General features: G+C 38.3%; 22 protein-coding genes and 1 other RNA gene. 18 read left to right on the top strand and 5 right to left on the bottom strand.

Annotation, left to right across the window (positions count from 1 at the left end; all coding sequences use genetic code 11):
* Positions 1–4: 4 nt before the first annotated feature.
* Together T432_RS0101750 and T432_RS0101745 are read right to left on the bottom strand one after the other, a co-directional pair.
* Positions 5–1,798, bottom strand: a complete 1,794-nt coding sequence (locus T432_RS0101750) for an ATP-binding cassette domain-containing protein (RefSeq protein WP_028883932.1) — start codon at positions 1,796–1,798, stop codon at positions 5–7.
* Entirely contained in the window at positions 1,798–2,997 is a 1,200-nt protein-coding gene (locus tag T432_RS0101745; protein WP_248646255.1) for a lytic murein transglycosylase, read from the bottom strand. The genes T432_RS0101750 and T432_RS0101745 overlap by 1 nt, the downstream gene beginning before the upstream one ends.
* Positions 2,998–3,120: 123 nt before the next feature.
* Between T432_RS0101745 and T432_RS0101740 the strand changes: the two genes are divergently transcribed.
* From T432_RS0101740 to ssrA, 3 genes are all read left to right on the top strand, one after another.
* Positions 3,121–5,289 carry a carboxy terminal-processing peptidase gene (locus T432_RS0101740; RefSeq protein ID WP_014111270.1) on the top strand — a complete coding sequence of 723 codons (2,169 nt, stop codon included), beginning with the start codon at positions 3,121–3,123 and terminating at the stop codon, positions 5,287–5,289.
* Positions 5,290–5,291: 2 nt separating this feature from the next.
* Positions 5,292–6,227, top strand: a complete 936-nt coding sequence (locus tag T432_RS0101735; protein ID WP_028883930.1) for an SDR family oxidoreductase — start codon at positions 5,292–5,294, stop codon at positions 6,225–6,227.
* Positions 6,223–6,540: a transfer-messenger RNA gene (ssrA, locus tag T432_RS08255) on the top strand. The genes T432_RS0101735 and ssrA overlap by 5 nt, the downstream gene beginning before the upstream one ends.
* Here the strand turns inward: ssrA and T432_RS0101730 are convergent.
* From T432_RS0101730 to ompA, 3 genes are all read right to left on the bottom strand, one after another.
* Positions 6,538–7,212, bottom strand: coding sequence for an HAD family hydrolase (locus T432_RS0101730; protein WP_028883929.1), 675 nt, complete (start codon positions 7,210–7,212; stop codon positions 6,538–6,540). The two genes, ssrA and T432_RS0101730, sit on opposite strands and share 3 nt — an antisense overlap.
* Entirely contained in the window at positions 7,202–7,912 is a 711-nt protein-coding gene (gene ubiG / locus T432_RS0101725) for a bifunctional 2-polyprenyl-6-hydroxyphenol methylase/3-demethylubiquinol 3-O-methyltransferase UbiG (protein WP_028883928.1), read from the bottom strand. The genes T432_RS0101730 and ubiG overlap by 11 nt, the downstream gene beginning before the upstream one ends.
* 70 nt (positions 7,913–7,982) lie before the next feature.
* Entirely contained in the window at positions 7,983–8,552 is a 570-nt protein-coding gene (ompA, locus tag T432_RS0101720; RefSeq protein ID WP_014111274.1) for an outer membrane protein OmpA, read from the bottom strand.
* Between the two features lie 424 nt (positions 8,553–8,976).
* Here ompA and gyrA point away from each other — a divergent pair, with 424 nt between their 5' ends.
* The 15 genes from gyrA (at position 8,977) to ccoO (ending at position 24,004) form a co-directional block, all read left to right on the top strand.
* The gene (gene gyrA / locus T432_RS0101715; protein ID WP_028883927.1) at positions 8,977–11,661 is read left to right on the top strand and encodes a DNA gyrase subunit A; all 2,685 of its coding nucleotides are present in this window, start codon (positions 8,977–8,979) and stop codon (positions 11,659–11,661) included.
* The gene (gene serC / locus T432_RS0101710) at positions 11,661–12,791 is read left to right on the top strand and encodes a 3-phosphoserine/phosphohydroxythreonine transaminase (RefSeq protein WP_044971006.1); all 1,131 of its coding nucleotides are present in this window, start codon (positions 11,661–11,663) and stop codon (positions 12,789–12,791) included. The genes gyrA and serC overlap by 1 nt, the downstream gene beginning before the upstream one ends.
* Positions 12,784–13,878 carry a prephenate dehydratase gene (pheA, locus tag T432_RS0101705; RefSeq protein WP_028883925.1) on the top strand — a complete coding sequence of 365 codons (1,095 nt, stop codon included), beginning with the start codon at positions 12,784–12,786 and terminating at the stop codon, positions 13,876–13,878. The genes serC and pheA overlap by 8 nt, the downstream gene beginning before the upstream one ends.
* 1 nt (position 13,879) lies before the next feature.
* Complete coding sequence (locus T432_RS0101700) at positions 13,880–14,752, top strand: prephenate dehydrogenase (RefSeq protein WP_028883924.1); 873 nt, start codon at positions 13,880–13,882, stop codon at positions 14,750–14,752.
* A complete protein-coding gene (gene cmk, locus T432_RS0101695) occupies positions 14,749–15,408 on the top strand; it encodes a (d)CMP kinase (protein ID WP_028883923.1) in 660 nt (219 codons plus the stop codon). Before T432_RS0101700 ends, cmk begins: the two co-directional genes overlap by 4 nt.
* A gap of 146 nt (positions 15,409–15,554) precedes the next feature.
* Entirely contained in the window at positions 15,555–17,264 is a 1,710-nt protein-coding gene (rpsA, locus tag T432_RS0101690; protein WP_014111280.1) for a 30S ribosomal protein S1, read from the top strand.
* Positions 17,264–17,593, top strand: a complete 330-nt coding sequence (locus T432_RS0101685; RefSeq protein WP_014111281.1) for an integration host factor subunit beta — start codon at positions 17,264–17,266, stop codon at positions 17,591–17,593. Before rpsA ends, T432_RS0101685 begins: the two co-directional genes overlap by 1 nt.
* 95 nt (positions 17,594–17,688) lie before the next feature.
* On the top strand, positions 17,689–18,024 hold the full coding sequence (locus T432_RS0101680; RefSeq protein ID WP_028883922.1) for a LapA family protein: 336 nt from the start codon (positions 17,689–17,691) through the stop codon (positions 18,022–18,024).
* Between the two features lie 10 nt (positions 18,025–18,034).
* The gene (locus tag T432_RS0101675) at positions 18,035–19,228 is read left to right on the top strand and encodes a lipopolysaccharide assembly protein LapB (RefSeq protein WP_028883921.1); all 1,194 of its coding nucleotides are present in this window, start codon (positions 18,035–18,037) and stop codon (positions 19,226–19,228) included.
* Positions 19,228–20,175, top strand: a complete 948-nt coding sequence (gene rfaE1, locus T432_RS07855) for a D-glycero-beta-D-manno-heptose-7-phosphate kinase (RefSeq protein ID WP_049959886.1) — start codon at positions 19,228–19,230, stop codon at positions 20,173–20,175. The genes T432_RS0101675 and rfaE1 overlap by 1 nt, the downstream gene beginning before the upstream one ends.
* Positions 20,165–20,578, top strand: a complete 414-nt coding sequence (locus tag T432_RS0101665) for a ComEA family DNA-binding protein (protein WP_028883920.1) — start codon at positions 20,165–20,167, stop codon at positions 20,576–20,578. The genes rfaE1 and T432_RS0101665 overlap by 11 nt, the downstream gene beginning before the upstream one ends.
* Positions 20,578–21,510, top strand: a complete 933-nt coding sequence (locus T432_RS0101660; protein ID WP_028883919.1) for a P-type ATPase actuator domain-containing protein — start codon at positions 20,578–20,580, stop codon at positions 21,508–21,510. The genes T432_RS0101665 and T432_RS0101660 overlap by 1 nt, the downstream gene beginning before the upstream one ends.
* A gap of 3 nt (positions 21,511–21,513) precedes the next feature.
* The gene (ccoS, locus tag T432_RS08250; protein WP_028883918.1) at positions 21,514–21,690 is read left to right on the top strand and encodes a cbb3-type cytochrome oxidase assembly protein CcoS; all 177 of its coding nucleotides are present in this window, start codon (positions 21,514–21,516) and stop codon (positions 21,688–21,690) included.
* Positions 21,691–21,824: 134 nt separating this feature from the next.
* On the top strand, positions 21,825–23,291 hold the full coding sequence (gene ccoN, locus T432_RS0101650) for a cytochrome-c oxidase, cbb3-type subunit I (RefSeq protein WP_014111288.1): 1,467 nt from the start codon (positions 21,825–21,827) through the stop codon (positions 23,289–23,291).
* 14 nt (positions 23,292–23,305) lie between these two features.
* A complete protein-coding gene (ccoO, locus tag T432_RS0101645; RefSeq protein ID WP_014111289.1) occupies positions 23,306–24,004 on the top strand; it encodes a cytochrome-c oxidase, cbb3-type subunit II in 699 nt (232 codons plus the stop codon).
* Positions 24,005–24,007 lie beyond the last annotated feature (3 nt).

The following is a 24,007-nucleotide window of genomic DNA, read 5'->3' as shown; positions in this document are numbered from 1 at the left end:
TTTTTTATATCTTCGCTTCAAGTTTTTGCCACTTATCAAAAAGCAGCTCCAACTCCTTTTCTAAATTGGCAATGTTCCCGTGAATCTCCGCCGCTGCCTCTGGCCCATCCGTATAAATCTCTGGGTCTGAAAGCTTAGCTGTCAAAATTTCAATTTCTTCTTCAACTTTAGAAATTCTCTCAGGAAGCTCTTGTAGCTCTTTAAGTTCATATGTGCTGAGTTTAGATTTATTTTTAGACTTTGTTTCTTTTGGAATTTCTTTTCGAACTACATCCTCTACAGGATTATTTTTTGGTTCTTTTTGGGGTCTTTGCCTAATGTAATCTTCATATCCCCCAACATAATTATTCCATGTTGCATCACCATCAAAGGCAATGGTTTGCGTAATAACATTATCCAAGAACACTCGATCGTGACTCACAAGTAAAACCGTTCCAGAATATGTTTGCAGCAACTCCTCTAATAATTCTAAAGTTTCAATATCTAAATCATTTGTGGGTTCATCAAGTACTAGAACATTTGCAGGGCGTGCAAATAATCGAGCCAGCAATAGCCTAGCTCGTTCACCGCCTGACAGGCTGCTAACAGGAGAATGAGCACGTGCAGGATCAAACAGAAAATCCCCTAAGTACCCCATAATATGCTTTTTATTACCACCAATCTCCACCCATTCACTACCCGGACTAATCACATCCGCCAAAGTAGCATCTTCATCAAGTTGATTACGCATCTGATCAAAATATGCAACTTCAAGATTAGTCCCTAATTTCACAGAACCAGATGTAGGGGTTAGTTGGCCAAGGATTAAACGTAAGAGGGTGGTTTTACCCGCCGCATTAGGACCTATGATGCCAATGCGATCCCCACGCAATATCTTTGTTGAAAACCCTCGTACGATCTCTTTCGAGCCATAGCTGAAACTCACATTATCCAATTCAGCCACTAGTTTCCCAGATCTTTCACCGCTTGAGAGTTGAAAGTTAACATTTCCCACTCTATCTCGTCTTTCGGAACGTTCCCGACGCAAAGCTTCAAGTCTTCGAACACGTCCTTCATTCCTAGTTCTTCGAGCCTCAATACCCTTTCGAATCCAAACTTCCTCTTGAGCGAGAAATTTATCGAACTTCGCATTTTGAATTTCTTCGGCCTTTAAAGCAGCCTCCTTTTGAGTCTGCCATTTAGAAAAATTACCAGGAAAGCTATATAACTTTCCGCGATCTAATTCAACAATCCTTGTGGTAACCTCATCCAAGAACCGCCTATCATGCGTAATCACAAGCAGTGCAAACGTCGCTTTTTTTAATTTTTCCTCAAGCCAAATAATGCTCTCAAAATCTAGATGATTAGTAGGCTCATCTAAAAGCAAAAGTTGCGGATTTTTTAATATAGCAGCTGCCAATGCAATCTTTTTATTCGTACCACCTGACAGCCCAACCGCTTGCATAGCCCCATCTAAGCCAAGTTCATCCAGTATTTGCTCAGCCCTTGAACTGCGCTCCCAGTCCTCGACCTCTAAATAATCAGATAATAAATTTTCGAGAATAGTTTTACTCTCATCTAATTTTGGCTCCTGCTCAACGGTCACGATCCTAATGCCATTTAAGAATGAAATTTCCCCATCATCCGCATGAATTCGTCCGTTTATAATTTTTAGCATTGAGGATTTGCCTGCACCGTTCCTTCCGATAAGTCCAATGCGCTCACCTTCAGAGATAGAAAAATCGGCATGGTCAAGTAAAGCATGATGCCCAAACGCAAGCTGAGCATCTGTAAAAGTTACAAGAGAATTTGACGCCATCAGAATTTTTCTTTTCGTAGCGTATTTAAAATAGATTTATCTGGAATTCCTGTCGCTGGCAATGCCAACCTTTGCTGCTCAAATCGTATAGCATCCTGAGTCTTAGATCCTGCAATGCCGTCAGGTTCTCCTATTTGATGCCCACGTGCGAGCAAAATGCTTTGTAGTTCACGCGTTTCAGCCCTAGATAAGCTCTCGTCCTTCGTTGGCCAAGGTGTCACAAATGGCCCCTTACCGCGCAATCGATCAGATAAATGTGCAATTGCTAATGCATAGCTCTCCGCCGCATTATAGCTATAGATAGCATCGAAATTTTTAAACGTAATGAATGCTGGTCCCTTAATCCCCGCTGGCAATAACAACGCCGCCTTCGTGTTTGGTTGTGCAACTGAGCTCAAACTCTGACCATCTATAGTTTTGATACCCTTGTTCATCCAATATTGAACAGTTCTTTTATGCTTTCTGCCCGACACATCCAAATTAATATTAGGTGGCAATGCTACCTCAACCCCCCACGGTCTCCCTGTTTGCCATCCACTTTTGACCATATAGTTTGCTGTAGACCCCAATGCATCCGCCACATTATCCACTAAATCCCGACGCCCATCTTTATCGAAATCAACGGCAATTCTCTCAAATGTCGATGGCATAAATTGAGTCTGCCCAAAAGCCCCAGCCCATGACCCTTTCAGTTTCTCACGAGATATATCTCCTGACTGCAATATACGTAAAGCAGAAAATAATTCACCCCTAAAATATGGTTGCCTACGCCCCTTACATGCCAATGTCCCTAAAGAGCGCACTAAATCATACTTTCCAAGATTCGTCCCAAAATTACTCTCAACCCCCCATATAGCAACTACAGTCGCAGGATCGACGCCCATCTGCTCCTCAACACGCTTTAAAATATCGGAGTGTTTATTCATAAGAGCACGCCCCTGATCAATGCGTTCCTGATCCACAAGATTGGCCATATAACGCCATATTGGAGTCACAAACTCAGGCTGGTAATTTAGTTTTTGAATTAATGAATTATCTGGCTTAATCGGTAGTAAATACTTTTCGTAAGTCGCATAGTCTACATCCGATTTCATAGCTGGACTTCTTAAATTGGCAATGCAATTCTCAAACGCATTCGTAGCAGCAATACTAAATTGAGAATAAGTCAGTCCTAATGTGGCAATGATTACCGATTTCATCAACTTTTTTGGGCTCATATAAGGTAATGTAGTGAAATAAAATTAAAAGGGATTTTATCGATTTTACAATGCTTTGGTTAAGTATAATCAAACATAAACAATTAATAGATTACGTTAAGTTTTATGAATTTAAATCGAGTTTTCAAAAGCACGCTCATTGCCATAAGTTTAATTTCTGGATCTGTATCCTTAAATGCAGTCACAAACGATGCTCAAACTAACGAGGCATCATTGTATAAGCCAGCTAAATTTAAAGATTTGGAATTTAAAGACAATTATGCTCGTGCAACGGTATTATCAGCTTTAATTCTGAATAGATTCCAATTCGAAAAAAAACCTTTCGATGATAAATTACAGTCGCTTGTCTTCGAGAACCTATTTAAGTCGCTCGATGTAAACAAAATGATTTTTACTAAAGAGGATATAAATTCATTTAAAAAATATGAATCGAAAATTCTCTCTTACTACAGGAAGGGTCAGCTACAAATAGGATTTGAGATTTTTAATCTATATAAGCACAGATTGGTTGAGAGATATGATTACGCAATCTCGCTTTTAGATAAAGGTTTTGATTTCAAAAAAAATGAGGAGTTTGTTCTTGATCGTGATGAACTCGATTGGCCTTTGACTCATCAGGAAGCTAACGATTTATGGCGCAAGAGAATCAAAAATGATTTTCTTCGCTTAAAACTAGCTAATGTTGATGAGGACAAAATCAAAAACACTCTTCGTAAACGCTATATCAACCGCAGAAACACTGTTGCACGCATGGATGGAGAGCAGGCCGCAGAATACTTTATAAATGCTTTAGGTGACAGCTTAGATCCTCATACTACATACTATAGTCCCTCATCAGCGAAAAACTTTGATGTGTCTATTAGCTTGTCTGTTGAGGGTATTGGTGCCGTATTGCAAAAGCATTTTGAATACGGTCAAATTCGTGAAGTGGTTGCTGGCGGTCCTGCCGCTAAAAGTAAGCAAATTAATCCTGGTGATTTAATTGTGGGAGTTGCTCAGGGAGAAACTGGTCAGTTTGAGGATGTTATCGACTGGGAACTTGACGACATAGTTAAGAAAATTCGAGGCAAAAGAGGAAGTGTTGTTAGACTTCAATTAATCCCTGCTGGTACTGGTATGGACGGTAAACCTAAAGAGGTTAAGATTGTTCGCGAAAAGGTTTCTATGGAAGAGCAAGCTGCAAGATCTAAAGTGATAGAAACTAAATCAGATGGAAAATCTCATAAGGTAGGTGTTATTACAATTCCATCGTTTTATGAAGATTTCGATGCTAGAAAAGCCTTGGAGAAAAACTACAACTCATTATCTAAGGACATTACTAAATTTCTTAATGAATATAAAAAGTCAGGGGTTGAGGCTGTTGTTTTAGATTTAAGAAATAATGGTGGTGGTTCTTTAAATGAGGCCGCTAAAGTAAGTGGACTTTTTATAGGCAATTATGAGAAGGTTGTGCAAGTAAGCTCACAAAACGGCGATATTAATGTAGTCCAATCTCGCGGTGTCAAACAAGAGTGGGATAAACCTGTTGTTGTTATTATTAATAGGTTTTCTGCTTCAGCATCTGAAATACTTGCAGCAGCCATTAAAGATTATGGCCGTGGAGTAGTCGTAGGTTCTCAAACATGGGGAAAGGGTACTGTTCAAACCTTTAGAGATTTAACAGACTTTTTACAAAAAGACGTTGAGTATAAAGATTTAGGTGCTATCAAATGGACCATTCAAAAATTCTTCCGAGTTAACGGTAGTTCAACTCAACTAAAAGGCGTAGAGCCAGATATTGAGTTTCCATCAAGCGTGGACAACGAGAAACTTGGTGAATCTAGTTATGATAATCCATTGCCATGGACTATTTTGAGACCAGCTGAATATAAACCTTTTGCAGATTTGAAGGGAAGCATTGCCAAACTAAATACCTTACATAAAGATCGTATTGCAAATTCTGGAAGCTGGAATCTACTCAAAAAGGAAAATGCATATCGTTTGAAATTATCTCAACGTAAATCGTACTCTCTTAATTATGAGACACGCGTTAAAGAACGAGAAGAGATGGATGCACAAATCAAAGCCTTCGATAAAGAAAGAAAAGAACTTGGAGAAATTAACTTTAATGATCTTAAGTTAGATGATGGTCTTGCTAGAGGAGAGGGCGATTTAAAAGAGGAGCTTGAAAACGAGAAAAAACGCAAGGAGAATCTTGATGTTGTGGCTCGTGAAAGTGCAAATATTGCCTCTGATATGATTTCTGTTACTTCAGGGTTAAATTTTAGCCGATAGATATGGCAGCGGCTCTTAAAGCCCCTCCTTACAAATTCGCCGTAATAGTTGGCGACTCTGGACAGTTGGGGCTTACATTTAAATATTCCAGACATATATATAGTATTTGCACAAGATATGAATTTTTTCCTAGCTCATCCTTAGATGCACACGAAAATTTTCGAGCTCTTAAGCGATTTCTAGATGCTTACAAACCTGATTTAGTAATTAATACAATTGCTTATACTTCAGTAGATGAGGCCGAAAATAATAAAGAAGTCTCCTATGTTATTAATGCTGTGCTACCTAGGACTTTAGCTCAATGGTGCTTCTACAACAAGGCGGCAATTGTTCATTTCTCTACTGACTATGTCTATGATGGAACCTCTAAGGAACCCTATCCTGAGACTACACTACCTTGCCCAATTAATCAGTATGGTCTTGATAAATTAACTGGTGAACTCTATATAATGAAGGAAACCCCTGATTTTTATATCTTTAGGACTAGTGCTTTATATAGTCCCTTTAGGGTGAACTTTGTTAAGAAAATTTTTTCTAAATTAACTAACCCTAAAAAGCAAGGCCCATATAGATTTAATGTAGTAAGAGATCAATTTACTGTACCCACCTCTAGTGAATTTTTGCTTGAATACATGTTTAAGATTATCAGTAAGAAAGCATTAGGGGTTTTTCATGTAGTTCCATCTGGATACAGTAGTTGGTATGAATTTGCCTTAATGATTCGTTCTGAAGGTGTTAAATGGAGTAATTTGAGCCCTAGAGCTCCATTAATTTCTCCAACTAAAACTAGGAAAGATCATAAGGGTGCTAATCGCCCAGAGTTTTCCGTATTAGATAACTCTAAGATGGCGAAACTTTTAAGAACTACTATTCCCGAATGGGATGAGGTTTTTCGTGATTGTTCTGATGAACTACTATCTGTCCTTAGGGATAGGTGACATTAGTCATTGATTTTGTTAAAATTAACTTTAAGCTGTATATCTGATAGACTGAATTATTTTTGGACGCGGGTTCGACTCCCGCCGTCTCCACCACTAAGGCATTTATCAGAGTGTTTTATTGGAGGGGACGTATTGGCTTCGACAGGGATAACTAGGAATATTGGCAGTCGGTAGGCGATGACCGTAAATCAAGCACATCTATAAATGCTAACGATGATAAATTTGCATTGGCAGCTTAATTAAACAAGCTCCAGGAGTGTGATTCACTTGGCAACAGAACGAATCAAGGCAGCTTCGGCTGCCTTTTTTATTTAAATAATTTATCTATTCCAACAGTAATTTCAGCTGGTGTATGGGCTATGAAATCTGCTCCCCATTCGGGAATCATTTCAGGTTCAGGACAATATCCATATGTCAGGATTATTGTTTTCATGCCCGCAGCCTTACCAGCTTCAATATCTCTTTGATCATCTCCAACATATATGCAATTGCTAGGATTTACACTAGCTTGATCACATGCTAAGAATATAGTATCTGGGTGAGGCTTACTTTTAGGAGCTGAATCTCCATAAGTAGATGAAATAACCCGATGAGTTAAATTAAGAAAATTTAGCAATGGAATGGTTAGATTAGATGGTTTATTTGTGACAATGCCCCAAGGAATCTTCTTATTATCTAAGTCTTCCAACATTTCAGGTATCCCATCAAAGAAACGAATATTTTGAGTCAATCTTTCCCTATAATCTGTAAGATATTCTTCTCTGATTAAATCGTAGTCTGGGTCCTCCTTTAAAAGACCTATAGCTTCTTTTAACATAGCTGGAGTACCACGAGAAACGAAGTTTTTTAGATATTCAAAGGGGAGAGGCTCTTTATTTCGTTTTAATCTTTGCAGATTTGCACATTCCACCAAATCTTTAGCAGAATCAACAAGAGTACCGTCAAAATCAAAAAAAACCGCTCTAGAGACCTTAAATTCCATGCTTTTTAACTGCCAACATATAATTTATGTCAAGCGATCCACTCAATTCATAATTACCCGTAAGTGGTTTATATTCAAAACCAGTGGAGTTCAATAAATCAAGATTGTACATTCTAGCAAAACGCATAATTTCACTAGGTTTTAGAAACATACTATGATTATGGGTGCCTTTAGGAACCATACCAAGAATATATTCAGCAGCAACAATGGCTAAAGCGTATGATTTAAAGTTTCTGTTAATAGTGGAAAAAAATGCAATGCCATCAGGTTTTAGTAGGGTAGAAATTGCTTCAATTAAACTTTGAGGATTTGGTACATGTTCAAGAAGTTCCATGCACGTAACAACATCATAAGTTTGTTTATGAGATATTGCATGATCTTCAGCAGATTCCACTAAATAATTTATTTTAAGACCACTCTCAAGGCTATGAAGTTTAGCTACGGTTATAGATTCTTTTGCTAAATCTATACCAGTTACATCTGTAATGCCTGAGCTAACTAGGCTTTCAGTTAGGATACCACCTCCGCACCCAATATCTATTAACTTAATATCTTTTGGAGGTTTATCAATATTGGATAAAACCCAATTCAATCTAATTGGGTTAATATCATGAAGTGTTTTAAATTCACTAGATTTATCCCACCATTTTGAGGCAATGGCTGAGAATTTTTCAATCTCTGTGTCGCTTACATTTGTCATAGTTTTAAAGAAATGAAAATGGCCCCTAACTGGAGCCATATTCATTTTTAAATAATATCTAGTTTAGAAATTATTTAGGTGTACCAACCATCTCGATATCTACGCGACGGTTTTGAGCACGACCTTCACGAGTGCGGTTATCTGCTACAGGTTGAAGTTCACCGCGACCAGAAGCGATGATTTGTTCAGCTGGGATACCTTTGTTTACAAGGTAGTTTTTAACTGTAGCTGCACGGCGTTCAGAAAGTTTTTGGTTATATGCTTGAGTACCGATAGAGTCAGTGTGACCAACAGTAATCAATGATTCAAGAGTTAAATGAGTTACTTGTTCAGCGATTTGATCTAGAACAGCACGACCTTCAGGTTTAAGATTTGATTTGTCGAAATCAAAGAAAGTATCTGCATTGAAAGTAACTTTGTTTGCTGTAATAGGAAGTGGAGTACCGTCAGCAGCTACTGCTACTGTGCCACCACACTCAGGAAGTGCAGTTGCAGGAGTCCAGAAGTCATTCTGCCAGCAATCACCGAAGTCATTTACTACAGGGTCACCGAAGTCACTAACCCAGTTATCTACTGTTTGAGCTGATGCAACGCCAGCTGAGAAAGCAAAAGCAATTGCTAGAGCGAATTTAGAGGTCATTTATATTTCTCCTCGAAGAGCTAAATGTGCTAAAAAAAGATTCGCAGCGCGTGACGCCACATAATTAAAATTCAGGGATAGTATACCAATCATTACGGTCATATTCAAAACCTTTTGACGGTTTTTCCCTTATTTCCGTAGTTAATATTACGTTATTTAGGCAAATATTGTTATTTTTGTAGGTCAAAATAAGGATACATTGCAAAAAAGTGTCGTTTTTTTTGAACAATAGTTGCATATTTCATACATTTATGTGACTGAATTATCGATCAAAACAAGTGAATTCCGCTTAAAAATTTACGTTTAGAAACACAAGTTAAAGCAATTTCTTAAGTTTATTTGTAACTTGAAACGAAACTGTATTGAAACACCCCTCAAATGCTAAAATTCCAAGTTAAGCAAAATAAATAAAAAAGTGAAATAAATGGATTCTTTCGCAAAGGAAACCCTCCCTGTATCTCTTGAAGAGGAGATGCGTCGTAGTTACCTAAGTTATTCAATGAGTGTAATAGTAGGCAGAGCATTGCCTGATGTTAGGGACGGTTTAAAACCTGTTCACCGTCGTGTTCTTTATGCTATGCACGAACTATCTAATAGTTGGAATAAGCCCTATAAAAAATCAGCCCGTATTGTGGGTGATGTGATTGGTAAATACCATCCTCACGGTGATTCTGCTGTCTATGACACTATAGTTAGAATGGCTCAAGATTTCTCAATGAGATATATGCTTGTTGATGGACAGGGTAATTTTGGGTCAATTGACGGTGATGGTGCGGCTGCCATGCGTTATACGGAAATTCGCCTCGAGAAGATTGCTCATGAGATGCTATCAGATCTGGAAAAAGAAACTGTAGATTTTGGGCCAAACTATGATGGTAGTGAGTTCGAACCGAAAATATTGCCAACTAGGATACCAAACCTACTTATTAATGGCAGTTCTGGGATTGCAGTCGGGATGGCTACTAACATTCCTCCACATAATCTATCTGAAGTAATTGATGGATGTCTATATTGTCTTAAAAATCCTGATTGCTCAATTGACGAATTAATTGAATATATTCCAGCCCCTGATTTTCCTACGGGCGGAATTATTTATGGGTATAGTGGTGTTCGTGAAGGCTATCGTACAGGACGTGGTCGTGTAGTCATGAGAGCCAAAACTCATATAGAGGATTTTGAAAAAGGCAATAGACAAGCTATTGTTGTAGATGAAATTCCTTATCAAGTAAACAAAAAAACTCTCCAAGAGAAAATAGCCGAACTAGTTAATGGAAAGAAAATTGAAGGCATCTCCGATATTAGAGATGAGTCAGATAAAGATGGAATGAGACTAGTTATTGAGCTTAAACGTGGAGAGGTGGCTGATGTTATCCTCAATAACCTGTTTAAGTTAACTCAGCTACAAGATACTTTTGGTATGAACTTGGTAGCTTTGGTTAATGGCCAACCTAAACTTCTAAATCTTAAAGAACTTGTAGTCTATTTCTTGCAGCATCGTCGTGAAGTTATTACCCGAAGAACTGTTTATGAATTAAGAAAGGCTAGAGAAGAGGGACATAAGTTAGAAGGCTTAGCTGTTGCACTGGCTAATATAGATGAATTTATCCAAACAATTAAATCATCTGCTTCTCCAGACGAGGCCCTTGAGCGCTTAATGAGTAAAGGGTGGGATTCGTCTTTAGTCAAAAGCTTGCTATCTAGAGTGGATGAAGATCAAACATTGGGTGGCTTTAAAGCCTATAGACCTGAGGGGTTGCCTGAAGAATATGGTTTGCGAGAAGACGGATTGTATTATTTAAGTTATGAGCAAACACGTGAAATTCTTAATATGAACTTGCGTCGACTTACAGGCTTAGAGCAAGAGAAAATTATTTCTAGCTATGAGGCTGCGATGGAGGCTATTACGGATCTTTTAGATATTCTAGCTAAGCCTGAGAGGATAACTACAATTATCGGAGAGGAACTCATTGCCATCAAAAATGAGTACACTCTAAAGGATACTCGTCGCTCTCAAATCGAATATCAAGCTGCTGAATTTGAAACCGAAGATTTAATTACTCCTATGGATATGGTTGTTACTCTATCCAAGGAAGGTTATATAAAGAGCCAACCATTATCTGAGTATCAAGCACAAAATCGGGGTGGTCGCGGCAAAAAAGCTACCGAGATGAAAGATGATGATTATATCCAACAGCTGTTTATCGCTAATACACACGATTATGTTTTATGTTTTTCAAGTTTAGGTCGTTTACATAGGCTTAAAGTATGGGAGGTACCTCAAGGGACGCGTACGTCCAAGGGGAAACCTATCGTTAATCTTTTTGATTTACAGGAAAATGAAAGGATAACGGTAGTATTGCCAATTAAACAATTCTCAGATGATCAATTTATTTTCTTAGCTACAGCTAAGGGCATAGTTAAGAAAACCGCTCTATCTCAATATTCAAGCACTCGTAAGATGGCTGTTATAGCTGTCACTTTGGATGATGATGACTACTTAGTTGGGGCTGAATTAACAGACGGTAAAAGTGACATTATGTTGTTCTCTGATGCGGGCAAAGCTGTGCGTTTTGATGAATCGTCTGTTAGGGCTACGGGCAGGTCATCGCGAGGTGTGCTTGGCATGAGATTGGAAGAGGGACAAAAAATTATTTCACTTATTGTCTCGAAAGATGAACAGGCAAGTGTCTTAACTGCCACTGAAAATGGATATGGTAAAAGGACAGCTGTTACAGATTATACGCGTCATGGTCGTGGAACTAAAGGTATGATTGCGATTCAGACCAGTGATAGAAACGGTAAAGTTGTAGCTGCTGTATTAGTTCAACCTGAAGATGAGATAATGCTGATTACCACTGATGGTATAGTGGTTAGAACTAAGGTTGAGCAGATTCGTGAAATGGGCAGGGCTACTCAAGGTGTGACTTTAATTAGAGTGGATCAAGGTACGAAACTTTCTGGAGTTCAGAGAGTTGTAGAAACTGTTACGGAAGGCGATTTAGGACAACAGGAGACTGAGGATGAGGAAGCATTGCCACAGTCATCTGAAGTGGAAGCTGATTCGCAAGATAGTGAGAATCCAGCTAGTAATTCTGAGGGAGATGAATAATGAGTGTTTGGAATTTTTCTGCTGGTCCAGCAAAACTTCCACGTCCAGTATTAGAACAAGCTGCATCTGAAATGCTCGATTGGAATTCTAGTGGTATCTCTGTTATGGAAATGAGCCACAGATCTCCAGAATACGAGCAAATTTTGTCAGATGCATTGACAGATTTTAGGGATTTGTTTGCTGTTCCCGATGGATATTCGATTTTATTTATGCATGGAGGAGCTACTGCTCAAAATGCATTGGTGCCTATTAATTTAATAGCTAGTCGTGAAGCCCAAAAGGCCGATTATGTGCTCACTGGTACTTGGTCTATAAAATCTCATAAAGAATCACAAAGATTTGCAGATGTTCAGGTAGCCGCAAGCAATCAAGTGGAAAAAGAAATAGACGGCGTTTTGTATAAATCAGGAATGTGGATGCCAGAAGTTTCTGACTGGAAAATTAATCCAGACTCATCATATGTTCATTTTTGTTCTAATGAAACTATAAGTGGTTTAGAGATGAAAGATTTGCCGAATATGGCCAATCTAGGGGCTCCTGACGTACCTATGGTTATTGATATGTCCTCTCATATTCTATCTAGACCTATAAATTTTGATGGTGTAGGCTTGATATATGCAGGAGCTCAAAAAAATCTCGGCCCTGCGGGTGTAACTGTTGTTATTGTTAGAGATGATTTGATTGGGTTTACTAAAGATATTTGTCCTTCCGTATTTAATTACGAAAACGTAAAAGGAGGTAATTCTGGCTTTAATACCCCTCCAGCTTATAACGTATATATTTGCGGTTTAGTACTTAAATGGTTGCGTTCAAAAGGTGGATTAATGCCTATTCACGAGCAAAATCTAGCTAAGGCCCGATCCTTATATGAATTAATCGATAAATCTCAAGGGTTTTATAAAAACGAGATTCAGCCGAAATATAGATCTGATATGAATGTGACATTTACATTGCCATCAGAAGAGCTTCACAATTTATTTTTAAAAGAAACTAAAGCGAATGGTCTTTTAGGATTGAAAGGGCATAAATCGGTAGGTGGAATTAGGGCTTCAATTTATAACGCAATGCCTATTGAAGGTGTTCGCGAACTGGCTGAATTTATGGACAGCTTTGTAGCTCAACATGGATAAACAAGATGAACTAGCTCTCCGCTTAGAGCCGCTTCGTCAGCAAATCGACGAAGTTGATTGTGCTATTTTGGAGTTGCTTGATAGGCGTGCTAGTTTAGCTATAGAAGTAGGGGAAATTAAGAAAACTCACGGCTCTGATACGGATGTACTTAAACCTGAACGTGAGGCTAAGATTTTTAAGTCTTTATCGGAGAAAGCTAAGGTTTTTCCTTCTATAGCGGTGCAAAGTGTATGGACTGAGATAATTTCTGCTTGTCGTGGTTTAGAAAAAAAATTGACCGTTGCATATCTCGGCCCCAGCGGCTCATTTTCTGAAGAAGCGGCTTACAAACTTTATGGCCACTATATCGACAAAAAGCCATGCACTACATTTGAGGAAGTTTTTAAAGCAGTAGAATCAAAAGAGGCAGATGTTGGAGTCGTACCAGTTGAAAATTCTACCGAGGGAATGGTAAATAGCACACAAGATTTGTTTTTGACTTCTAAATTAAAAATTCATAGTGAATGTAATGTGGAAGTAAAACATTGTTTACTGCATAAAAATGGCCAAATGAGTGATGCAAAAAAACTTTATGTTCATCCTCAGACTCGCGGGCAATGTCATAAATGGCTAATACAGAACTTGCCTAATATTGAGATAATTACGGCAAAAAGCAATTCAGAAGCGGCCATGCAGGCATCGGCAGATTCTGCGGCACTAGCAATTGCTAGTGAGAGTGCTGCGGAAATTTATGGACTCAAATGCATTGCCACAGGAATACAAGATTCTACAAGCAATAAAACTAGGTTTGTAGGCATAGGGCATATTGCACCCAAACCAAGTAATAATGATAAAACAAGCTTAATTTTTGCGGCCTCTAATGAAGCAGGAAGCGTATATAACCTGCTATTTCCGTTTGCCCAATACGGCGTATCTATGAGTAGATTAGAATCTCGCCCATTTAAAAATGGAGAATGGGAATATTATTTTTATGTCGATCTTTTAGGGCATGCACAAGAGGCAAATGTCTCTCAAGCATTAGATCTTCTAAAAAGCAAAGCACCATTTGTGAAAGTGCTGGGCTCGTATCCAAAGGCTAGTTCATGATATGACTAAGATTAAGAACTTAGGATTAATTGGTGTCGGGCTGATTGGTACCTCAGTTCTTTTGGGTCTATCAAAGAAAGATTTAGTCTCTCGTGTGTATGCTTACGACACTAATAGTGAGAATATTGACTATGCCATCAAAGAAGGGTGGGTGGATGAAAAATCTACTATAGATGAAATAGCTCAGAAGTGCGATTTCGTAATCATTGCCACTCCGACAAAGGCGATTATTAATGTTTTTAAGCAGCTAGCATATAATTTGAACCCAAATGCAACGGTCATAGATGTAGGAAGTACAAAGGCAGAAATTATCACTTATACGCATCAGAATTTTCCCCATCTAAAATCATGCTTTGTGCCATGTCATCCAATAGCTGGATGGCATACGAATGGCCCTCATTCTGCGAATCCTAATTTATTTGTAAACCGCAATATAGTGATTACGCCTTTTAATGAGACTCCCTCTGAACGCCTTGAGTTTGTTAAAAAATTGTGGGATTTGCTTGGGGCAAAAGTAAATTTAATGACTAGCTTCGAGCAGCACGATAAAATATTTTCTGCCCTAAGCCATCTGCCTCATTTTATTGCCTCTTCATATATGGAATATTTAATTAAGAATGTGCATTTTCGCGACAATATCGATTTGGGCGGAACGGGGTTTCGTGATTTTTCCCGCATTGCAGGCGGATCGGCTCAAGTTTGGACCGATATTTTTCTTAGTAATCGTGATGTGCTTTTGGAGCAAATTAGTGACTTTGAAACTCATTTAAATATGATGCGAGAGCTTATTGATTCTGGGGATAAAGTGAAGATTATGGATTGGCTTGAGAGAACATCAGAGTTGCGTAATTCTTGGAAGGGAATTATCGAATGAAATTAATAACTATTGATGGGCCAAGTGCTTCTGGAAAAGGCACTGTTAGTCAAAGAGTTGCTGAAATTTTGGGTTGGGATGTGTTGGATTCTGGTGCACTTTATAGGCTCTCAGCCCTTGCATGCCTCAATTTAAGTACAGATTTAAAGAATATTCAGGATGTAGTCTCAGTAATAAAAAATATGCAGATTAATTTCTGTGATGGTCATGTGTTTCTTAATTCCAATAATGTGACTGATGCCATTCGTACAGAACATGTTGGCAATGTTGCCGCTCAACTCGCCACAATCCCAGAAGTTAGGAAGGCGTTAGTAAATCTCCAACACAGTTTTTTAAAGGAAAAGGGGCTAGTTGCTGATGGTCGAGATATGGGGACAGTTATATTTCCACAGGCACCCCTAAAGATATTTTTAATTTCTGACATAGAAACTAGAGCACTTCGAAGATTCAATCAAATAAAAGACAAAAACCCGAATATCACTCTTGATGCTATTAGGAATGATATGAGAAAGCGAGATGAACAGGATAGAAACAGAAGCATTGCCCCATTAGTGGCTGCAAAAGATGCCATTACCATTGACACTACTTCAATGAGTATTGATGAAGTTGTTAATTTCATAATACAAAAATGGAAAATCTTAGAAAAATTCTCCTAATTATTTGATTATCAAGAAATTTTTAATTAAAATATCAATCTTTTTTTAGTGCCCTATTTATAGGGTTTTTTTAACTCCACTGGTTACTTAGTAATTGGTGTGCATATTTGGGATTAGGCAAACCGTTTAATCTCTTGGATTTATTAATGTCTCAAAATCTTAACTTACAAGAAGCCCTCGGGGGCGAAAGCTTTGCTGATCTGTTCGCTAACGCTAATCAGCAAGAAGTCAAATCAGGTGAGGTAATCACCGCAGAAGTTGTTCGAATTGAACACAATCATGTAGTGGTAAACACTGGACTTAAATCTGAGTCTATGGTGCCACGTGAAGAATTCCTTAACGATCAGGGTGAACTTGAAGTAGAAGTAGGCGACTTCGTTTCAGTTGCAGTTGACTCTCCAGAAAATGGTTTTGGTGAAACTGTTGTTTCTCGTGATCGTGCTAAACGTTTGGCTGCATGGCTTAAACTGGAGGAAGCACTTAACTCTGGTGAGCTTATTACTGGTACTATCACAGGTAAAGTTAAAGGCGGCTTAACTGTTATGACTAACGGTATCCGTGCATTCCTTCCTGGCTCTCTTGTTGATGTACGTCCAGTTAAAGACACAACTCCTTTTGAAGGTAAAACTATGGAGTTTAAGGTCATTAAACTTGACCGTAAACGTAATAACGTAGTTCTATCACGCCGTTCTGTTCTTGAATCTAATATGGGTGAAGAACTTCAAAAACTTCTTGAAAATCTTCAAGAAGGTTCTGTGGTTAAAGGAACTGTTAAAAATATCACTGAATACGGTGCCTTCGTAGACTTAGGTGGTATCGATGGTCTTTTACATATCACTGATATGGCATGGCGTCGTGTTCGTCATCCATCAGAAGTATTAACCGTTGGCCAAGAAGTAGAAGCTAAAGTTCTTAAATTCGATAAAGATAAAAATCGCGTTTCTCTCGGTATTAAACAACTTGGCGAAGATCCATGGGTTGGCTTAGCTACTCGTTATCCGAAAGATTCTAAACTAACTGGTAAAGTTACAAATATCACAGAATACGGTGCTTTCGTTGAAGTTGAAACTGGTATTGAGGGTCTTGTTCACGTATCTGAGATGGATTGGACAAACAAAAATGTCGACCCTCGTAAAGTAGTTTCTCAAGGTCAAGAGATTGAAGTATGCGTTCTTGAAATTGATGAAGACCGTCGTCGTATCTCTCTTGGTATGAAACAAGTTCAACCAAATCCATGGGAAGAATTCGCTAATAAACATAAACGCGGTGACCGTATTAAAGGTGCTATTAAATCTATAACAGATTTTGGTGTATTCATTGGTCTTGAAGGTGGCATAGATGGTCTAATTCACCTATCTGATCTATCTTGGAATGAACCAGGTGAAGTTTATGTACGTAAACTAAGCAAGGGCGACGAGATTGAAGCCGTTGTTATTGCCATCGATACTGAAAAAGAACGTATCTCATTAGGTCACAAGCAACTTGAAGGTGATCCGTTCACTATGTATACCTCGACTCATGAGAAATCTGCTCTAGTTAAGGGTGTAGTGAAATCTGTAGAACCTAAAGGTGCTACTGTTACCTTGGATTCTGATGTTGAAGGATACCTTCGTGCATCTGAAATTTCAAATGGCCGCATCGAGGACGCGACTACTGTTCTGAAAGAAGGTGATGAAGTTGAAGCTATGATTATTAATATTGATCGTAAAGCTCGTTCAATCCAACTTTCTATTAAAGCTCGCGAAAATGCTCAAACAGCTGAAAAGCTTGAATCACTTAAAGATTCATCTTCTGGAACTACAAGCCTTGGTGCACTTCTTAAAGCAAAAATAGATCAAGCTAAAGATAATAAATAGTGACAAAATCTGAACTTATTGATGCACTGGTTGCTACTTACCCACAATTTGCAACCCGTGACATGGATATAGCCGTTAAAACTATTCTTGATGCGATGACTAATTCCTTAGCGGATGGTCAAAGGATCGAGATAAGAGGGTTCGGTAGTTTTTCATTGTCACAACGTGCTCCGCGTGTGGGCCGCAATCCTAAGACTGGGGAAGTCGTTGAGGTCGTCGGTAAACGAGTGCCTCACTTCAAAGCTGGTAAAGAGTTGCGAGAAAAGGTAGATGAGGTCTTTAAGAAAGAGCTAAATCCAATAATTACAGAAGATAGCTTTCTTTCTTAATATTTCTTTTATTAGTAGCCTGAACATTACGTTCAGGCTTTTTTTTACTCTAATTTTTGTCTTACAATATGGAAAAATGAAATTTTGAGGTCTATATGAAAATAGTTGTCTGGGCTATACGCATTATTCTTTTTGTTTTAGTTATATTGTTAGCCATAAAAAACACCGCTCCTGTAGACATAAATTTCTATGGAAATCTATCGCTTAAACAGGTTCCATTAATTGTTGTAATCCTTACAAGTTTTCTACTTGGTGGTGTTTTAATTTACTTACTTACATTGCCAACTAAATTAAGCAGAGGCGTAGAATTAAGTCGCTTGCGTAAAGAAAATCAGATTATGAAATCTGACCTTGAGCACACTCATAGAAAAGAACAAATTGTGCCTGTTTCATCTCCAGACGGCTTTGTAGTAACGGAAAAAGTTCGCTAATAGGTGAAGTTTGAATTTTGAATTCTGGTTTTTAATATTTATACCTATATTCTTTTTGCTTGGTTGGTATGCCTCACGTATAGATGCCAAGCAAATGATGGACGAATCTAGCAATCTCCCAAATTCATACTTTAAAGGTTTGAATTTCCTTTTGAAAGAGGATTACGACAGGGCTATAGATTCATTTGTAGAGGTTGCAAAACTAGATACTGAAACAACCGAATTACATTTAGCTTTGGGTAGTCTATTTAGAAGAAGAGGCGAAATTGACCGTTCAATTAGAGTTCACCAAAGTCTATTAAATAGACCAGATTTACCAGCTCATGAAGTTGCACATGCACGATTTGAGCTTGCTCAGGATTACTTTAAAGCTGGGTTGTTGGATAGAGCAGAAAGAGAGTTTAAAAACTCCCTATCGCATAGTAAGTATGCATTGCCATCGTTTGCAAATTTATTGAGAGTCTATGAGATTACTCATGACTGGGACAATGCTATCAAAACTTTAAAAGAACTTCAGAACCGTCTCAATAAACCACTGCCTGAAATTGTTCACTATTATTGCGAAATTATTGAAGATGAGCTTAGAAAGGAAAAGCCTGATATTCAGGAAATTGAACAAATCCTTATGCACGCAAGGGATGAGTTTGAAAATCTAGGAGAATCATCGAATCCTTCAGTTAGTGCAAGGCTAAGTATTGTTAGAGCTAAAATTGCGGGACTTAATAAAGATATAGGTTTACAAAAAAAACATTTGCTCAGTGTTTTATATGAGGCTCCTGAATTTGGTGGATTGGTAGCTAGAAATTTAATGGATCTTATGAACAGTTCTTCAGAGGGTTCGGAAGGTTTTGAGTTATTAAAATCCCATTATGCGAAATATCCTTCTATAGAAATCTTTAGTGTACTTTTTGATTATCTGGTGCAGAAATCCCCAAAAGAAGCAATTGAATTTGCAAAATCCTCTTTAAGCACTAATCCTTCTATTTTGGGGCTTAGTAAGGCTCTATCTAGTTACTTGAAATTTGGCACTTCTGATGGGGTGGATAATTTAGTCATACTGCAGAATTTGATATCTTCTCAAAGTGATAAACTTGAAAAATACACGTGTAACCATTGCGGATTTCAAGCTAAATCTTTTTATTGGCAGTGTCCTGGTTGCAATAATTGGAATACATTTGATCATAAAAGAGTTGAGGACCGATAGTGTCACATAACTATCCAATAGAAAATATAAAGAAACGCAAAATATTAGTGGTTGGTGATCTTATGGTAGATCGCTATTGGTTTGGTAGGGTGGATAGAATCTCTCCTGAAGCACCTGTGCCTGTGGTCCACGTTAAGAAAAATGAAAATAGGCTTGGTGGTGCGGCAAACGTTGCTAGTAATGTTGTTAGTCTAGGGGCTCAAGTATCATTAGTTGGAATTGTTGGGGATGATGAACCTGCGAAAATTTTAAAGAATTTATGTGAAGAGCACTCAATAAGTCATCATTTTATCTCAGATAATACTTCAGAAACTACCATCAAGATGAGGGTTTTAGGCGGTCAGCAGCAACTTATAAGGATAGATTTCGAAAAATTTCCAAGTGACCAAAAAGCCCAAGAGTTAAATCAGAAAACTAAAGAATTAATTAAGGCTCATGACCTAGTGGTATTTTCAGACTATAGAAAAGGTGCACTTAAATATATCGAAGATATGATTGTTTTTGCTAAAGCAAATTGCATCCAAGTTTTAGTGGATCCAAAAGGGGCTGATTATTCTAAATATTCAGGAGCCTCTTTAATTACTCCAAATAGAGCTGAGATGGAATTAGCTGTAGGACATTGGGATTCAGAAGAATCTTTACTTTTGAAGGCAAATGCTTTGAGAGAGGCCCATGATATTGATGCTATTTTAGTTACTAGATCAGAACTAGGTATGACTCTATTTGATAGAAATGGTCGCACACATCAAAATGCTCAGGCTAAGGAAGTTTTTGATGTGTCGGGAGCTGGAGATACGGTTTTAGCTACCTTGGCGGTTACAAGGGCGGCTGGCCTAGAGTGGAGCGAAGCTATTAACTGGGCAAATAAAGCTGGTGGCATAGTTGTCGGTAAACTTGGTACCTCAACTGTTAGTTCAGAAGAAATAATGCATTATCATGATTTGTAAATTCATTAGATTTTTTGTATTTATTTTAGTTTCTTTTTTTGCTATCAATGCTTCATATGCTAGCTCGATTGACGTAAATACGGCATCAATAGAAGCACTCGATTCTATAAAGGGAATCGGCCCCAAAATGGCCAAATCTATTATTGAAGCTAGAAAATCAGGTGGCCCCTTTGAGTCTTATAGTGATTTAGCTGATAGGGTTAAAGGCTTAGGGGAGAAAAAAGTAAAATCCCTTCGAAAAGCAGGATTGTTTATAAAAAATGCAAAAGACGAGAATGCGAAAACATTGCCAAAGAGCAAAATAAAAACTAAGAAAAAATCTAAATCTAAAAAAGAGAAGGTTAAGGAAACAGCCGTGCCTTTTGATACATTTCCAAAATTAGTTAGACCTCCTAAATCATAATGGAATCAAATAAATCAATTTTTTCTATACCAGATAATTTACCGCAAGAGGAACGTTCTAAACGAAGAGCATTGCTATCAAGGCTTGGTATATCTTGGCTTGTAATGATGCAAATTATGATGTTTGCGGTTCCAGGTTATGTGAAACCAAGCTACGAAAATACAGATAGCTATGAAATTCTGATGAAGGTGATAGTCATGATGAATTGGATTAGTCTTGCATTGACCATTCCAATTATTTTGTACTGTGCAACGCCGATTTGGAATGGACTATTTAGAGACGAGAATCGCAATCATATAAACATGAATTGGCCCGTAGCAATTGGGATAATTGTTGCTTTTGTGCCATCAATGTTAGTGACCATTACTCATAGAGGAGAGGTCTATTATGACTCAATTTCTATGTTCGTGGCTTTTTTACTAACAGCAAGATATCTAGAGCTAGCTGCTGAACAATCAACCTTTAACAAGGCTAGTACATTTGATTTGCGGACTCTTCACCAGAGCCTTAAGAATAGAGCTGATAGACTGGCTTATGTATTTGTGATTCTACAAATAGTACTTGCTGTTGTTACCTCGGCCGTGTGGTATTTTTGGATCGACAAAGCACATGCATTGCCAGTTTTAGTGTCCTTATTTGTTATGAGCTGTCCATGTGCTATGGCTATGTCTGTGCCCACTGCATTTTCAGCGGCTCGAGCAGGGTTGAGTGAAGAATATGTTACAAGAGATACTCAAAATCTGTATTCTAAGATTAAAATCTGTACTTACCAAAATCTGTATGGTTCTTTGATTTGGCACATACTAATGACTCCATTAGCCATGACAGGTATAGTAGAGCCTTGGCTTGCTGCCATTACTATGCTTATTTCATCTTTAGGCGTAGCTTGGAATTCATACAGATTGTTTAAATTTTTGAAGTCCCATAGCTAGAAAATGTTTGCACTTTTTATACTTTTGGCACTGTCATTTTTCTTTGTAGTTATCGTAGGATTGTTCCTATATTGGGCTACAAGCTCAGGACAATTTGATGATGTTCAAAAGCACTCTACAGCTATCTTAGAGGACGACGATACACAAAATCTTGATGTATCTCAACCTTTAGATGAATAGAGTAGAAATGATTCTAGATTTTTTGACTTACTTCAAAATATTTAAGTAAAATGTTAAAGTCCGATGAAATCGATTGAAATTATTCGGGCTTTAATTATAAATTTAATAGACTTGTTTTATTAAGAGGAAAACCTATGCGTACATTAAGCGCTGATACTCCTGAAACCTTTAACTATAAGGTAGTAAGGCAATTTGCGATTATGACTGTGATATGGGGTGTTGTGGGTATGTTGGTTGGCGTTATTATTGCCGCTCAACTAGTATTCCCAGAGCTTAACCTAGCAGATATTCTCGGTTATGGTCGTTTACGTCCACTTCACACTAATGCAGTTATCTTTGCGTTTGGCGGTAGTGCTCTTTTCGCTACATCATACTATGTAGTACAAAGAACCTGTCACACACGCCTATTCTCAGATGCACTTGCTGCATTTACATTCTGGGGGTGGCAGTTAATTATCGTTTTAGCGGCAGTTACATTGCCAGCTGGTTTTACTAGCTCTAAAGAATATGCTGAGCTTGAGTGGCCCATCGATATTCTTATTACTCTAGTTTGGGTTGCTTACGCTGTGGTTTTCTTCGGAACCATCTTAAAACGTAGAGTTAAACATATCTATGTTGCAAACTGGTTCTACGGAAGCTTTATCTTAACCATTGCCATCTTACATATTTTCAATAATATTGAATTCCCTGTAAGCGGTGAGTTATTTAAATCTTACTCATTCTACGCGGGTGTACAAGATGCTATGGTTCAGTGGTGGTATGGCCATAACGCTGTAGGCTTCTTCTTAACAACCAGCTTCCTAGGAATGATGTATTACTATGTTCCTAAACAAGCACAAAGACCAATCTTCTCATACCGCTTATCAATCGTTCACTTCTGGGCTTTAGCATTCACTTACATGTGGGCAGGTCCTCACCACTTACTTTGGACTTCATTGCCAGACTGGACTCAAAGCTTAGGTATGACATTCTCTCTTATCCTTCTTGCGCCATCTTGGGGTGGTATGGTTAACGGTATCATGACTATGTCAGGTGCTTGGCATAAACTTCGCCAAGATCCTATTCTTAAATTCATGGTTACAGCATTATCCTTCTACGGTATGTCTACATTCGAAGGTTCAATGATGTCTATCCGTACCGTAAATGCTCTATCTCACTACACTGAATGGACTGTTGCACACGTTCACTCTGGTGCGTTGGGATGGGTTGCTATGATTACCTTCGGTAGTATGTATTACACAATCCCACGTCTATGGGGTCGCAGTGAAATGGCTTCTAAAGGTCTAGTCGAACTGCACTTCTGGATTGCAACTATCGGTGTGGTTCTATATATCGCTTCTATGTGGGTAGCTGGTGTTATGGAAGGCTTAATGTGGCGTTCTGTAGAAGCTGACGGTACTATGACTTACTCATTTGTACAAGCTCTTGATGCTAAGAAACCACTTCTAATGATTCGTCTACTTGGTGGTACTTTATACCTAGTTGGTATTGTGATCATGCTTGTAAACGTATTCAATACTATTCGTGGTCATAAAGCAGTTAACCCTGCTGTTCCTGCACCTACTGAGCACGATGTTGCTCCTAACACAGTAACTGCTTAAGGGAGAAATAGTTTATGGCTACAAATAATAAAAAATTCTTCTCTCATGAGGTTATTGAGAGAAACATGGGTTTATTAATCATCTGCTCTATATTGGTGGTTATATTTGGTGGTTTGGTTCAAATCATTCCATTATTCTTCCAACACTCTACTACTCAAGCAGCACCAGGAGTTAAACCTCTTAATGCTCTCCAATTAGTAGGTCGCGACGTTTATATTAAAGAAGGTTGTTACGGTTGTCACAGCCAGCAAGTACGCGTTCTTGCTTCTGAAGTACAACGTTATGGTCCATATTCAGTCGCAGGTGAAAGTGTTTACGATTATCCATTCTTATGGGGTTCTCGCCGCATGGGTCCAGATCTTGCTCGTGTAGGTGGACGTTACTCTGATGACTGGCATCGTGCTCACCTTCGTAATCCTAGACAGTTTGTACCTGAATCTAATATGCCAGCATATAAATGGTTGCAAAATAAAGATGTTTCATCTGAAAACATTCAAAACCGTATGAAAACATTGAATTCTCTTCATACTACTCATACTGGTCAACCTATGTATTCAGAAGAAGAGATCGCAAAAGCACCTGAAATGCTTAAAGGTAAAACTGAAGAAGATGCAGTTATTGCATTCCTTCAAAACCTTGGTGTTGGTTACAGAGCTGCATTAGCTGAGCAAAATAAAGCTAATGCAACTACTGCTCAACCCGCAGCTAACTAATAG

Source organism: Taylorella asinigenitalis ATCC 700933 (genome assembly GCF_000687755.1).
Taxonomy (GTDB): Bacteria; Pseudomonadota; Gammaproteobacteria; order Burkholderiales; family Burkholderiaceae_B; genus Taylorella; species Taylorella asinigenitalis.
This window is presented reverse-complemented; position numbering and strand designations above follow the sequence as displayed.

What these genes read in the sequence shown, in the direction of transcription:
- T432_RS0101660 (WP_028883919.1), top strand. Translation starts at nt 20,578, where the DNA reads ATGGAATCAAATAAATCAATTTTTTCTATACCAGATAATTTACCGCAA.
- rpsA (WP_014111280.1), top strand. Translation starts at nt 15,555, where the DNA reads ATGTCTCAAAATCTTAACTTACAAGAAGCCCTCGGGGGCGAAAGCTTT.
- ccoS (WP_028883918.1), top strand. Translation starts at nt 21,514, where the DNA reads ATGTTTGCACTTTTTATACTTTTGGCACTGTCATTTTTCTTTGTAGTT.
- ubiG (WP_028883928.1), bottom strand. Translation starts at nt 7,912, where the DNA reads ATGACAAATGTAAGCGACACAGAGATTGAAAAATTCTCAGCCATTGCC.
- ccoN (WP_014111288.1), top strand. Translation starts at nt 21,825, where the DNA reads ATGCGTACATTAAGCGCTGATACTCCTGAAACCTTTAACTATAAGGTA.
- T432_RS0101740 (WP_014111270.1), top strand. Translation starts at nt 3,121, where the DNA reads ATGAATTTAAATCGAGTTTTCAAAAGCACGCTCATTGCCATAAGTTTA.
- ccoO (WP_014111289.1), top strand. Translation starts at nt 23,306, where the DNA reads ATGGCTACAAATAATAAAAAATTCTTCTCTCATGAGGTTATTGAGAGA.
- T432_RS0101745 (WP_248646255.1), bottom strand. Translation starts at nt 2,997, where the DNA reads ATGAAATCGGTAATCATTGCCACATTAGGACTGACTTATTCTCAATTT.
- T432_RS0101680 (WP_028883922.1), top strand. Translation starts at nt 17,689, where the DNA reads ATGAAAATAGTTGTCTGGGCTATACGCATTATTCTTTTTGTTTTAGTT.
- T432_RS0101665 (WP_028883920.1), top strand. Translation starts at nt 20,165, where the DNA reads ATGATTTGTAAATTCATTAGATTTTTTGTATTTATTTTAGTTTCTTTT.
- T432_RS0101730 (WP_028883929.1), bottom strand. Translation starts at nt 7,212, where the DNA reads ATGGAATTTAAGGTCTCTAGAGCGGTTTTTTTTGATTTTGACGGTACT.
- gyrA (WP_028883927.1), top strand. Translation starts at nt 8,977, where the DNA reads ATGGATTCTTTCGCAAAGGAAACCCTCCCTGTATCTCTTGAAGAGGAG.
- cmk (WP_028883923.1), top strand. Translation starts at nt 14,749, where the DNA reads ATGAAATTAATAACTATTGATGGGCCAAGTGCTTCTGGAAAAGGCACT.
- T432_RS0101700 (WP_028883924.1), top strand. Translation starts at nt 13,880, where the DNA reads ATGACTAAGATTAAGAACTTAGGATTAATTGGTGTCGGGCTGATTGGT.
- T432_RS0101735 (WP_028883930.1), top strand. Translation starts at nt 5,292, where the DNA reads ATGGCAGCGGCTCTTAAAGCCCCTCCTTACAAATTCGCCGTAATAGTT.
- T432_RS0101750 (WP_028883932.1), bottom strand. Translation starts at nt 1,798, where the DNA reads ATGGCGTCAAATTCTCTTGTAACTTTTACAGATGCTCAGCTTGCGTTT.
- serC (WP_044971006.1), top strand. Translation starts at nt 11,661, where the DNA reads ATGAGTGTTTGGAATTTTTCTGCTGGTCCAGCAAAACTTCCACGTCCA.
- pheA (WP_028883925.1), top strand. Translation starts at nt 12,784, where the DNA reads ATGGATAAACAAGATGAACTAGCTCTCCGCTTAGAGCCGCTTCGTCAG.
- ompA (WP_014111274.1), bottom strand. Translation starts at nt 8,552, where the DNA reads ATGACCTCTAAATTCGCTCTAGCAATTGCTTTTGCTTTCTCAGCTGGC.